The sequence below is a fragment of the Enterobacter cloacae complex sp. 677-3DZ2D5B genome (assembly GCF_004136695.1).
GTDB classification, from domain to species: domain Bacteria; phylum Pseudomonadota; class Gammaproteobacteria; order Enterobacterales; family Enterobacteriaceae; genus Enterobacter; species Enterobacter hormaechei_C.
Window position 1 is genome coordinate 105405 of record NZ_QFLS01000002.1, and the last position, 12556, is coordinate 117960.

The 12556-nt window shown below is 53.1% G+C and carries 10 protein-coding genes and 2 tRNA genes; 11 read left to right on the forward strand and 1 reads right to left on the reverse strand.

The annotated features are described in order from the left end of the window. The first annotated feature begins 58 nt into the window (after positions 1-58). Both secG and DD597_RS04945 read left to right on the forward strand, forming a co-directional pair. A complete protein-coding gene (gene secG / locus DD597_RS04940) occupies positions 59-391 on the forward strand; it encodes a preprotein translocase subunit SecG (protein ID WP_003861803.1) in 333 nt (110 codons plus the stop codon). A gap of 9 nt (positions 392-400) precedes the next feature. Beyond that, positions 401-487: transfer RNA gene (locus tag DD597_RS04945), tRNA-Leu, on the forward strand. Between the two features lie 187 nt (positions 488-674). On the opposite strand, the gene argG is transcribed toward DD597_RS04945, so the two are convergent. Beyond that, positions 675-2021 carry an argininosuccinate synthase gene (gene argG, locus DD597_RS04950; RefSeq protein ID WP_022649518.1) on the reverse strand — a complete coding sequence of 449 codons (1347 nt, stop codon included), beginning with the start codon at positions 2019-2021 and terminating at the stop codon, positions 675-677. A 286-nt stretch (positions 2022-2307) separates the two neighbouring features. On the opposite strand from argG, the gene DD597_RS04955 reads away from it, so the two are divergent. The 9 genes from DD597_RS04955 (at position 2308) to nlpI (ending at position 12548) form a co-directional block, all read left to right on the forward strand. After that, positions 2308-2384: transfer RNA gene (locus DD597_RS04955), tRNA-Met, on the forward strand. A 207-nt stretch (positions 2385-2591) separates the two neighbouring features. After that, a complete protein-coding gene (gene rimP / locus DD597_RS04960; protein ID WP_014833432.1) occupies positions 2592-3044 on the forward strand; it encodes a ribosome maturation factor RimP in 453 nt (150 codons plus the stop codon). Positions 3045-3072: 28 nt separating this feature from the next. Further along, positions 3073-4575, forward strand: coding sequence for a transcription termination factor NusA (gene nusA / locus DD597_RS04965; protein WP_003861798.1), 1503 nt, complete (start codon positions 3073-3075; stop codon positions 4573-4575). 24 nt (positions 4576-4599) lie between these two features. Further along, positions 4600-7287 (forward strand): translation initiation factor IF-2, encoded by a 2688-nt coding sequence (gene infB, locus DD597_RS04970; RefSeq protein ID WP_003861796.1) that lies wholly within the window; start codon positions 4600-4602, stop codon positions 7285-7287. Positions 7288-7393: 106 nt separating this feature from the next. Beyond that, positions 7394-7798: a 30S ribosome-binding factor RbfA gene (gene rbfA / locus DD597_RS04975; RefSeq protein WP_003861793.1), complete on the forward strand. Its 405-nt coding sequence runs from the start codon at positions 7394-7396 to the stop codon at positions 7796-7798. After that, entirely contained in the window at positions 7798-8748 is a 951-nt protein-coding gene (gene truB / locus DD597_RS04980) for a tRNA pseudouridine(55) synthase TruB (RefSeq protein WP_045331543.1), read from the forward strand. Before rbfA ends, truB begins: the two co-directional genes overlap by 1 nt. A gap of 154 nt (positions 8749-8902) precedes the next feature. Further along, on the forward strand, positions 8903-9172 hold the full coding sequence (rpsO, locus tag DD597_RS04985; RefSeq protein ID WP_003861789.1) for a 30S ribosomal protein S15: 270 nt from the start codon (positions 8903-8905) through the stop codon (positions 9170-9172). Positions 9173-9414: 242 nt separating this feature from the next. Further along, positions 9415-11553, forward strand: coding sequence for a polyribonucleotide nucleotidyltransferase (gene pnp / locus DD597_RS04990; RefSeq protein ID WP_003861786.1), 2139 nt, complete (start codon positions 9415-9417; stop codon positions 11551-11553). A gap of 110 nt (positions 11554-11663) precedes the next feature. Continuing rightward, on the forward strand, positions 11664-12548 hold the full coding sequence (gene nlpI / locus DD597_RS04995) for a lipoprotein NlpI (RefSeq protein ID WP_003861782.1): 885 nt from the start codon (positions 11664-11666) through the stop codon (positions 12546-12548). The last annotated feature ends 8 nt before the right edge of the window (positions 12549-12556 follow it).

The following is a 12556-nucleotide window of genomic DNA, read 5'->3' on the forward strand; positions in this document are numbered from 1 at the left end:
ATCCTGCTAATTGGTCGAAGCATTGGTATGCGGCAAATCCGCAAGGAACAGGTTGATTATGTACGAAGCTCTTTTAGTTATTTTCCTTATTGTAGCCATCGCTCTCGTAGCGCTGATTATGCTACAGCAAGGTAAAGGCGCTGATATGGGAGCCTCCTTCGGAGCAGGCGCTTCCGGTACGCTGTTCGGTTCAAGTGGTTCTGCGAACTTCATGACCCGCACGACGGCGATTCTGGCTACGCTGTTCTTCATTATCAGCCTGGTGCTGGGCAATATCAACAGCAACAAGACCAGTAAAGGAAGCGAGTGGGAAAATCTGAGCGCGCCAGCAAAAACTGAGCAAACTCAGCCAGCTGCACCGGCTAAGCCAACCAGCGATATCCCGCAGTAAGTATTCCGTACCGAGGTGGTGGAATTGGTAGACACGCTACCTTGAGGTGGTAGTGCCCTAACGGGCTTGTGGGTTCGAGTCCCATCCTCGGTACCAATATTCCAGAAGAAAGACGTCGCAAGACGTCTTTTTTTTCGTCTTTATATTCTGTGTTTCCGATCTATTGTAGGGCGGGTAAGCGCAGCGCCACCCGCCGTTTTGCCCGGTGGCGCTGCGCTTACCGGGCCTACGAAGACCACAAAAAAGGCGCCCATTGGGCGCCTTTTGCATGTCTTGCTGTCGATTACTTCTTATCGCTGTGTTCCAGGTTCTCAACCTGCGGCAGACCATTACCGGAATTCGCGGAGAGCAGGCCATTCTCAACATAGTTGAACAGCTTCTCACGGGTATCGGTGATGTCCAGGTTACGCATGGTCAGCTGGCCAATACGATCGTCCGGAGAGAATACTGACTCACCTTTCTCCATGGTCAGACGCTCTGCTTTATAGGTCAGGTTGTCAGACACGGTGTTCAGGATGGAGTAGTCGTTACCGCGACGCAGTTCCAGGGTCACTTCGCCGGTGATGGCGCTTGCCACCCAACGTTGCAGGGCGTCACGCAGCATCAGCGCCTGTGGATCAAACCAGCGACCCTGATACAGCAGTTTGCCCAGCTGACGGCCATGAGCGTGATACTGCTCAATGGTGTCTTCGTTGTGAATACCGGTCAGCAGACGCTCATAAGCGATGTGCAGCAGCGCCATCCCTGGAGCTTCGTAAATGCCGCGGCTTTTTGCTTCGATGATACGGTTTTCGATCTGATCGCTCATACCCAGACCGTGACGACCGCCGATGCGGTTTGCTTCCAGCATCAGTTCAACATCGTCGGAGAAGGTTTTACCGTTCAGGGCAACCGGATGACCACGTTCGAAACGCACGGTCACTTCTTCCGCCGGGATCTTCACGTTTTCATCCCAGAACTTCACGCCCATGATCGGGTTAACAATTTTTACGCTGGAGTTCAGGAATTCCAGGTCTTTCGCTTCGTGCGTCGCACCCAGCATGTTGGAGTCGGTTGAGTAGGCTTTCTCAACCGACATCTTGTAGTCAAAGCCGCAGGCAATCATAAACTCAGACATTTCATGACGGCCACCCAGCTCGTCGATGAAGTCGGTATCCAGCCACGGTTTGTAGATCTGCAACTCGGCGTTGGTCAGCAGGCCATAACGATAGAAACGTTCAATATCGTTGCCTTTATAGGTGCTACCGTCCCCCCAGATGTTCACGCCATCTTCTTTCATGGCGGCGACCAGCATAGTGCCGGTGACGGCACGACCCAGCGGGGTGGTATTGAAATAGGTCAGGCCGCCGGTCGTATTATGGAAAGCACCGCACTGGATCGCGGCAATCCCTTCGGCGACCAGCTGCTTACGGCAGTCGATCAGACGTGCGTTCTCTGCGCCATATTCCATGGCACGACGAGGGATCGCGTCATAATCTTCCTCGTCCGGCTGACCCAGGTTCGCAGTATATGCATAAGGAACCGCTCCCTTCTGGCGCATCCACAGCAGTGCAGCGCTGGTATCCAGGCCGCCAGAAAAAGCGATGCCAATACGTTGTCCTACCGGGAGATGCTTGAGAATCGTCGTCATATAATAAAACCCTGCTTGATTGACTGATTAGAGACCGCTTTCGCTCTCGATGCATGTTTATGCAAAATAAGTGAGTATTCATTTAATCATCTTTTATCGACGACCGAAAGAGACGTGTGCGTTTTTTGTAAAAATTTCCCTTTTATTGCCCTGGCCGAAGTTGGGTTGACAGGTGGGGTCAACTATCAATATACTGAATGCCGATTTTACGTCCCGTCTTCGGTACCAAATCCCAGCATTATTTGCAAATTCTGTCCAAAACGCGTAGAATTTGCCACGTTTCAGGCGCGGGGTGGAGCAGCCTGGTAGCTCGTCGGGCTCATAACCCGAAGGTCGTCGGTTCAAATCCGGCCCCCGCAACCACTTTCCCATAAAGTTCTTTTTCAAATATACTGTGAAGACTTAGAGCCTTCGTAGCTGGATTTGAAAAAATGCTTTCGGAGAGTGCTCCAGGCCACAGTTGTGGCTATAGGGTTCAGTTATCTAAAGCCCCGATTTATCGGGGTTTTTTGTTATCTGACTACAGAATAACTGGGCTTTACGCCCTTTTTTTATGTCTTGGGGGTGGGCTTGTCCACATTAGAGCAAAAATTAACAGAGATGATTACTGCGCCGGTCGAAGCACTGGGCTACGAACTGGTCGGCATCGAATTCGTTCGCGGCCGTACATCCACACTGCGCATCTATATTGATAGTGAAGATGGCATCAATGTTGATGATTGTGCTGATGTCAGCCACCAGGTGAGTGCGGTTCTTGATGTTGAAGATCCGATTACCGTTGCGTACAACCTGGAAGTTTCCTCACCTGGCCTCGATCGTCCGATGTTCACGGCCGAGCACTACGTGCGCTTTACCGGTGAAGAAGTGGCTCTCGTTCTGCGTATGGCCGTACAGAACCGCCGTAAATGGCAGGGAATTATCAAAGCCGTTGATGGTGAAATGATCACGGTGACAGTCGAAGGCAAAGATGAAGTGTTCGCGCTGAGTAATATCCAGAAGGCGAACCTGGTTCCCCACTTTTAACAGTCTGGATTGAGGTGAAAAGCCCGCGATGAACAAAGAAATTTTGGCTGTTGTTGAAGCCGTCTCCAACGAGAAATCACTGCCGCGTGAGAAGATTTTCGAAGCGCTGGAAAGTGCACTGGCTACAGCAACCAAGAAAAAATACGAACAAGAGATCGATGTTCGCGTAGAAATCGATCGTAAAAGCGGTGACTTCGATACATTCCGTCGTTGGGTAATCGTTGAAGAAGTGACCCAACCGACCAAAGAGATCACCCTGGAAGCGGCACGTTTTGAAGACGAAAGTCTGAACGTGGGTGACTACGTTGAAGATCAGATTGAATCTGTTACCTTCGACCGTATCACCACCCAGACCGCGAAGCAGGTTATCGTGCAGAAAGTTCGCGAAGCCGAGCGCGCTCTGGTTGTCGATCAGTTCCGCGATCAGGAAGGCGAAATCATCACTGGCGTGGTGAAGAAAGTGAACCGCGACAACATCTCTCTGGAGATCAAATCCGAAGGACTGCCGGGTAACGCTGAAGCCGTCATCCTGCGCGAAGACATGCTGCCGCGTGAAAACTTCCGCCCAGGCGATCGTATTCGTGGTGTGCTGTATGCCGTACGTCCTGAAGCGCGTGGTGCACAGCTGTTCGTGACGCGTTCTAAACCAGAAATGCTGGTTGAACTGTTCCGTATCGAAGTGCCGGAAATCGGCGAAGAAGTTATCGAAATCAAAGCGGCGGCCCGCGATCCGGGTTCCCGTGCGAAAATTGCGGTGAAAACCAACGACAAGCGTATCGACCCGGTCGGTGCTTGCGTCGGTATGCGTGGCGCACGTGTTCAGGCGGTTTCTACCGAACTGGGCGGCGAGCGCATTGATATCGTTCTGTGGGACGACAACCCGGCGCAGTTCGTGATCAACGCAATGGCACCGGCTGATGTGGCGTCTATCGTTGTTGACGAAGACAAACACACCATGGATATCGCTGTTGAAGCGGGCAACCTGGCGCAGGCGATTGGCCGTAACGGTCAGAACGTACGTCTGGCGTCACAGCTGAGCGGCTGGGAACTCAACGTGATGACCGTTGATGACCTTCAGGCCAAGCATCAGGCTGAAGCCCACGCGGCGATCGATACCTTCACCAAATACCTGGACATTGACGAAGACTTCGCCACTGTGCTGGTTGAAGAAGGTTTCTCTACGCTGGAAGAACTGGCCTACGTGCCAATGAAAGAGCTGCTGGAAATTGACGGTCTGGATGAACCAACCGTTGAAGCCCTGCGTGAACGCGCTAAAAACGCACTGACCACCCTGGCGCTGGCTCAGGAAGAAAGCCTTGGCGATAAGAAGCCGGCTGATGACCTGCTGAATCTGGAAGGTCTTGATCGTGCGATTGCGTTCAAGCTGGCTGCCCGTGGTGTTTGTACGCTGGAAGATCTCGCTGAGCAAGGCGTTGATGACCTGGCCGATATCGAAGGTTTAACCGACGAGAAAGCCGGCGAACTCATCATGGCCGCACGTAATATTTGCTGGTTCGGCGACGAAGCGTAATAAACTGTAGCAGGAAGGAACAGCATGACTGATGTAACTGTAAAATCGCTGGCTGCTGAGATTCAGACCTCCGTGGACCGCCTGGTACAGCAATTTGCTGATGCAGGGATCCCGAAGTCCGCTGATGACTCGGTGACCGCGCAAGAAAAACAAACCTTGTTAGCGCACCTGAACCGTGAACACGGCTCTACGCCTGACAAGTTAACGCTACAGCGTAAAACGCGTAGCACGTTGAACATCCCTGGTACCGGTGGCAAAAGCAAGTCGGTACAAATTGAAGTCCGCAAGACGCGCACCTTTGTAAAACGTGATCCGCAAGAGGCAGAACGCCTTGCCGCGGAAGAGCAGGCACAGCGTGAAGCGGAAGAACAAGCTCAGCGTGAGGCAGAAGCCACTGCCAAACGTGAAGCAGAATTAAAAGCTGAACGTGAGGCCGCAGAAAAAGCGAAACGCGACGCCGGTGAAAAAGCGAAGCGTGACGCTGCGGAAAAAGACAAAGTGAGCAATCAACAGACCGACGAAATGACCAAAACTGCCCAGGCTGAAAAAGCCCGCCGTGAAAATGAAGCTGCCGAGCTGAAGCGTAAAGCGGAAGAAGAAGCCCGCCGCAAGCTTGAAGAAGAAGCTCGCCGCGTCGCCGAAGAAGCGCGTCGCATGGCAGAAGAAAACGAGAAGAATGGTGTGAATACTGCTGAACCAACTGAAGATACCAGCGATTATCACGTCACCACGTCTCAGCATGCGCGTCAGGCAGAAGACGACAACGACCGCGAAGTAGAAGGTGGTCGTGGTCGTACTCGCAGTGCAAAAGCTGCGCGTCCTGCGAAAAAAGGTAACAAACACGCTGAATCAAAAGCTGACCGTGAAGAAGCGCGTGCAGCGGTTCGCGGCGGTAAAGGCGGCAAGCGTAAAGGTTCCGCTCTCCAGCAGGGCTTCCAGAAGCCTGCTCAGGCCGTTAACCGTGACGTTGTGATCGGCGAAACTATCACCGTTGGCGAACTGGCTAACAAAATGGCGGTGAAAGGCTCTCAGGTCATCAAAGCGATGATGAAACTGGGCGCAATGGCCACCATCAACCAGGTCATCGACCAGGAAACCGCACAGCTGGTTGCCGAAGAGATGGGCCACAAAGTTATCCTGCGTCGTGAAAACGAGCTGGAAGAAGCAGTAATGAGCGACCGTGATACGGGCGCAGCGGCTGAACCGCGCGCACCGGTTGTGACCATCATGGGTCACGTTGACCACGGTAAAACCTCTCTGCTTGACTACATTCGTTCTACTAAGGTTGCCTCCGGCGAAGCGGGTGGTATTACCCAGCACATCGGTGCTTACCACGTAGAAACCGAAAACGGCATGATCACCTTCCTGGATACCCCAGGCCACGCAGCGTTTACCTCAATGCGTGCTCGTGGTGCTCAGGCAACGGATATCGTTGTTCTGGTTGTTGCTGCCGACGATGGCGTGATGCCACAGACCATTGAAGCTATCCAGCACGCGAAAGCGGCGCAGGTGCCTCTGGTTGTTGCAGTCAACAAAATCGATAAGCCAGAAGCTGATATGGATCGCGTGAAGAACGAACTGTCCCAGTACGGCGTTATGCCGGAAGAGTGGGGCGGTGAAGCACAGTTCATCCCTGTATCTGCAAAAGCAGGTACCGGTATCGACGACCTGCTGAACGCTATCCTGCTTCAGGCTGAAGTTCTGGAGCTGAAAGCGGTTCGTAAAGGTATGGCGAGCGGCGCGGTAATCGAATCCTTCCTGGATAAAGGTCGTGGTCCGGTTGCAACCGTTCTGGTTCGCGAAGGTACTCTGCACAAGGGCGACATCGTTCTGTGTGGTTTCGAATACGGTCGCGTTCGCGCGATGCGTAACGAACTGGGTCAGGAAGTGCTGGAAGCGGGTCCGTCCATTCCAGTGGAAATCCTGGGGCTGTCCGGTGTTCCGGCTGCCGGTGACGAAGTAACCGTCGTACGTGACGAGAAGAAAGCGCGTGAAGTCGCTCTGTATCGTCAGGGTAAATTCCGTGAAGTGAAGCTGGCTCGTCAGCAGAAATCTAAACTCGAGAATATGTTCGCCAACATGACCGAAGGCGAAGTTCACGAAGTGAACGTTGTTCTGAAAGCGGACGTTCAGGGTTCTGTGGAAGCGATCTCCGACTCCTTGCTGAAACTGTCTACCGACGAAGTGAAAGTGAAGATCATCGGTTCTGGCGTAGGTGGTATCACCGAAACCGACGCAACTCTGGCAGCAGCGTCCAACGCGATACTGGTTGGCTTCAACGTTCGTGCTGACGCATCTGCGCGTAAAGTGATTGATGCTGAAAGCCTGGATCTGCGTTACTACTCCGTCATCTATAACCTGATTGACGAAGTGAAAGCAGCGATGAGCGGCATGCTGTCTCCTGAGCTGAAACAGCAGATCATCGGTCTGGCTGAAGTACGTGACGTGTTCAAATCACCGAAATTCGGTGCGATCGCGGGCTGTATGGTTACCGAAGGGACCATTAAGCGTCACAACCCAATCCGCGTACTGCGCGACAACGTGGTTATCTACGAAGGTGAGCTGGAATCCCTGCGCCGCTTCAAAGATGACGTTAACGAAGTTCGTAACGGCATGGAATGTGGTATCGGCGTGAAGAACTACAACGACGTTCGCGTTGGCGATATGATCGAAGTGTTCGAGATCATCGAAATTCAGCGTACCATCGCGTAATCTTCGTCAACTGAAGAGTAATTAGCGTAGGCCGGGTAAGCGAAGCGCCACCCGGCAGTAATTTTAAAAAGGGGCTTAAGCCCCTTTTTTGTCTGGAGAATTTATTATGGCGAAAGAATTTGGTCGCCCACAGCGCGTCGCGCAGGAGATGCAGAAAGAGATCGCTCTCATTCTGCAACGTGAAATCAAAGATCCACGCGTGGGTATGATGACCACCGTGTCTGGCGTGGAAATGTCCCGCGACCTGGCGTACGCCAAAGTGTTTGTGACTTTCCTGAATGACCAGGATGAAGACGCCGTGAAGAACGGCATTAAAGCGTTGCAGGAAGCCTCTGGTTTCATCCGCTCTCTGCTCGGCAAAGCGATGCGCCTGCGTATCGTGCCAGAGCTGACCTTCTTCTACGACAACTCGCTGGTTGAAGGTATGCGTATGTCCAACCTGGTGACCAGCGTGGTGAAACATGACGATGAGCGTCGTGTTAACCCGGCGGACGACAGCAAGGAGGACTGATGAGTCGTCCTCGTCGTCGCGGTCGTGACGTGCATGGCGTGCTGTTGCTGGATAAACCACAGGGCGCATCCAGCAACGACGTGCTGCAAAAAGTGAAGCGTATTTATAACGCCAACCGAGCAGGGCACACTGGCGCGCTGGATCCGCTGGCAACCGGCATGCTGCCGATCTGCCTGGGGGAAGCGACAAAGTTTTCCCAGTACCTGCTGGATTCCGATAAGCGCTACCGCGTGATTGCCAAACTGGGCCAGCGCACGGATACCTCCGATGCAGATGGCCTGGTGGTGGAAGAGCGCCCGGTGACCTTCAGCGCAGAGCAACTTGATGCGGCGCTGGACAGCTTCCGTGGTGATACGCTACAGGTGCCGTCGATGTATTCGGCGCTGAAATATCAGGGCAAAAAGCTCTACGAATATGCACGTCAGGGCATTGAGGTTCCGCGCGAAGCTCGTCCGATTACCGTGTATGAGCTGCTGTTCATTCGTCACGAAGGTGATGAACTCGAGCTGGAAGTACACTGTTCGAAAGGGACCTATATCCGCACCATCATTGATGACCTCGGTGAAAAGCTGGGTTGCGGCGCGCATGTGATTTATCTGCGTCGTCTGGCGGTCAGCAAATATCCGGTCGAACGCATGGTGACGCTTGAGCATCTGCACGCCCTGATTGAGCAGGCGCAAGCGCAGGGCGTTGCGCCGGCCGATCTGCTGGACCCGCTGCTGATGCCAATGGACAGTCCGGCAGTGGACTTCCCGGTTGTTAATCTTCCTTTAACATCGTCCGTTTACTTTAAGAACGGAAACCCGGTTCGCACAACGGGGGCACCGCTTGAGGGCCTGGTACGCGTGACGGAAGGTGACGAAGGGAAATTCATCGGTATGGGCGAAATGGACGGCGAAGGGCGTGTGGCGCCGCGTCGTCTGGTCGTCGAATATCCGGTCGAAGCGTGACGGTGATAACGCCTTACCTTGCGATAAGCAGGGGAGACGAGTAGAATATCGCCGCTTAACGCCTGGTAAATTGTTTAACAATCTGCGGGGCGTACATGGGATAGCTGAATTAGAGATCGGCATCCTTACATTCTTTATACTTTGGAGTTTGAAAATGTCTCTAAGCGTTGAAGCTAAAGCTAAAATCGTTTCTGAGTTTGGTCGTGGTACTAACGACAGCGGTTCTACCGAAGTTCAGGTTGCACTGCTGACTGCACAGATTAACCACCTGCAAGGTCACTTTGCAGAGCACAAAAAAGATCACCACAGCCGTCGTGGTCTGCTGCGTATGGTTTCTCAGCGTCGTAAACTGCTCGACTACCTGAAGCGTAAAGATGTTGCACGCTACACCGCGCTGATCGAGCGTCTGGGTCTGCGTCGCTAATTCTTGCGAGTTTCAGAAAAGGGGGCCTGATGGCCCCTTTTTTCAACCAGACGGCAGCAATTCAATGGAAACTATTGTATTGTTGCTATAAATGATCTTCATTGCAGAGGTTCGCGCGGCTAATGAGAGGCTTCACCCATGGGGGTGTCGGTTGTCATTAGTCGCGAGGATGCGAAGAAGGTCGGGTTAAATCGTCAGCACACCTGAGGTGTGCTTTCAAACATTTAAGAAAGGACAGAACTTTGCTGAATCCGATCGTTCGTAAATTCCAGTATGGTCAGCATACCGTCACGCTGGAAACCGGCATGATGGCGCGTCAGGCTACTGCTGCCGTTATGGTAAGCATGGATGACACTGCTGTATTCGTTACCGTAGTTGGCCAGAAAAAAGCTAAACCAGGTCAGGACTTCTTCCCGCTGACCGTTAACTACCAGGAGCGTACCTACGCTGCCGGTAAAATCCCAGGTGGCTTCTTCCGTCGTGAAGGCCGTCCAAGCGAAGGCGAAACCCTGATCGCGCGTCTGATTGACCGCCCGGTTCGTCCGCTGTTCCCGGAAGGCTTCGTGAACGAAGTGCAGGTTATCGCAACCGTTGTTTCCGTTAACCCGCAGGTTAACCCGGACATCGTTGCGATGATCGGTGCGTCTGCTGCCCTGTCACTGTCTGGTATTCCATTCAATGGTCCAATCGGTGCTGCGCGCGTGGGTTACATCAATGATCAGTACGTGCTGAACCCAACTCAGGAAGAGCTGAAAGAGAGTAAGCTGGACCTGGTTGTCGCCGGTACTGAAGCCGCGGTGCTGATGGTTGAATCCGAAGCTGAACTGCTGAGCGAAGACCAGATGCTGGGCGCTGTGGTCTTCGGCCACGACCAGCAGCAGGTTGTTATCCAGAACATCAACGACCTGGTGAAAGAAGCCGGTAAACCACGTTGGGACTGGCAGCCAGAAGCGGCCAACGACGCGCTGAACGCACGCGTTGCTGCACTGGCAGAATCTCGTCTGAGCGACGCATACCGCATCACCGACAAACAGGAGCGCTATGCTCAGGTTGATGTGATCAAATCTGAAGTGACCGCGACCCTGGTTGCCGAAGACGAAACGCTGGACGCTAACGAAATTGGCGAAATCCTGCACGCTATCGAGAAAAACGTTGTTCGTAGCCGCGTACTGGCAGGCGAGCCGCGTATCGATGGCCGTGAAAAAGACATGATCCGTGGTCTGGACGTGCGTACTGGCGTACTGCCACGTACTCACGGTTCTGCGCTGTTCACCCGTGGTGAAACGCAGGCGCTGGTAACCGCGACCCTGGGTACTGCACGTGACGCACAGATCATCGACGAACTGATGGGCGAGCGCACTGACAGCTTCCTGTTCCACTACAACTTCCCTCCGTACTCTGTGGGCGAAACCGGTATGGTTGGCTCACCGAAGCGTCGTGAAATTGGTCACGGTCGTCTGGCGAAGCGCGGCGTGCTGGCAGTGATGCCAGAAGCAGACAAATTCCCGTACACCGTACGTGTGGTGTCTGAAATCACTGAATCCAACGGTTCTTCTTCCATGGCTTCCGTGTGTGGTGCTTCTCTGGCGCTGATGGATGCAGGCGTGCCAATTAAAGCCGCCGTTGCGGGTATCGCAATGGGTCTGGTGAAAGAAGGCGACAACTACGTTGTTCTGTCTGACATTCTGGGTGATGAAGACCACCTGGGTGATATGGACTTCAAAGTGGCGGGTTCCCGCGACGGTATCTCTGCCTTGCAGATGGATATCAAAATTGAAGGTATCACCAAAGAGATCATGCAGGTTGCTCTGAACCAGGCTAAAGGTGCGCGTCTGCACATCCTGGGCGTGATGGAACAGGCTATCAACGCGCCACGCGGTGATATCTCTGAATTCGCTCCGCGTATTCACACCATCAAGATCAATCCAGACAAGATCAAAGATGTTATCGGTAAGGGCGGTTCCGTTATCCGTGCACTGACCGAAGAAACGGGCACCACCATCGAAATCGAAGATGACGGTACTGTGAAGATCGCAGCAACCGACGGCGAGAAAGCGAAATACGCTATCCGTCGTATCGAAGAGATCACGGCAGAAATCGAAGTGGGCCGTATCTACAATGGTAAAGTGACCCGTATCGTTGACTTTGGCGCATTCGTTGCCATCGGTGGCGGTAAAGAAGGTCTGGTACACATCTCTCAGATCGCTGACAAGCGCGTTGAGAAAGTGACCGATTACCTGCAAATGGGTCAGGAAGTACCGGTGAAAGTTCTGGAAGTTGACCGCCAGGGCCGTATCCGTCTGAGCATTAAAGAAGCAACCGAGCAGTCTCAGCCTGCTGCGGCGCCGGAAGCTCCGGCTGCTGAACAGCAAGGCGAGTAAGGTTGCCATTTGCCCTCCGCGCAGGCGGAGGGCTTATTATCAGGCAGGACGCCTTGTTAAGCCGCCGGGGGACAGGACGTTCATCCAATAGTTGTCTTCGGGAGTGGGAAATGAAGCCTTTTTTGCGCTGGTGTTTCGTTGCGACAGCTTTAACGCTGGCAGGATGCAGCAACTCTGCCTGGCGTAAGAGCGAAGTCCTCGCAGTGCCATTGCAACCGACTTTGCAGCAGGAAGTCATTCTGGCACGCATGGAACAAATACTTGCCAGTCGGGCTTTAACCGATGACGAACGCGCACAGCTTTTATATGAGCGCGGAGTGTTGTATGATAGTCTCGGTCTGAGGGCACTGGCGCGAAATGATTTTTCACAAGCGCTGGCGATTCGACCTGATATGCCTGAAGTATTCAATTACTTAGGCATTTATTTAACGCAGGCAGGCAATTTTGATGCTGCCTATGAAGCGTTTGATTCTGTACTTGAGCTTGATCCAACTTACAACTACGCGCACTTGAATCGCGGTATCGCATTGTATTACGGCGGACGTGATAAGTTAGCGCAAGATGATCTGCTGGCGTTTTATCAAGACGATCCTAATGATCCTTTCCGCAGCCTGTGGCTTTACATCGTTGAGCAGAAGCTTGATGAGAAGCAGGCCAAAGAAGCACTGAAACAGCGCTTCGAGAAATCGGACAAGGAACAGTGGGGATGGAACATTGTCGAGTTCTACCTGGGCAACATTAGCGAAGCAACGCTGATGGAACGCCTCAAGGCGGACGCAACGGATAACACCTCGCTCGCTGAGCATCTCAGTGAAACCAACTTCTATTTAGGTAAGTACTACCTAAGTCTGGGGGATATGGACAGCGCTACGGCACTGTTCAAATTAGCGGTTGCTAACAACGTACATAACTTCGTTGAGCACCGTTATGCATTGTTGGAATTATCGCTCTTGGGCCAGGAGCAAGACGACCTGGCAGAATCGGACCAGCAATAGCTGACGAC

Bases quoted from the DNA above. Each gene is read 5' to 3' on its own strand.
- nlpI (WP_003861782.1), top strand. From the start codon at position 11,664: ATGAAGCCTTTTTTGCGCTGGTGTTTCGTTGCGACAGCTTTAACGCTG.
- rpsO (WP_003861789.1), top strand. From the start codon at position 8,903: ATGTCTCTAAGCGTTGAAGCTAAAGCTAAAATCGTTTCTGAGTTTGGT.
- truB (WP_045331543.1), top strand. From the start codon at position 7,798: ATGAGTCGTCCTCGTCGTCGCGGTCGTGACGTGCATGGCGTGCTGTTG.
- argG (WP_022649518.1), bottom strand. From the start codon at position 2,021: ATGACGACGATTCTCAAGCATCTCCCGGTAGGACAACGTATTGGCATC.
- infB (WP_003861796.1), top strand. From the start codon at position 4,600: ATGACTGATGTAACTGTAAAATCGCTGGCTGCTGAGATTCAGACCTCC.
- rbfA (WP_003861793.1), top strand. From the start codon at position 7,394: ATGGCGAAAGAATTTGGTCGCCCACAGCGCGTCGCGCAGGAGATGCAG.
- nusA (WP_003861798.1), top strand. From the start codon at position 3,073: ATGAACAAAGAAATTTTGGCTGTTGTTGAAGCCGTCTCCAACGAGAAA.
- secG (WP_003861803.1), top strand. From the start codon at position 59: ATGTACGAAGCTCTTTTAGTTATTTTCCTTATTGTAGCCATCGCTCTC.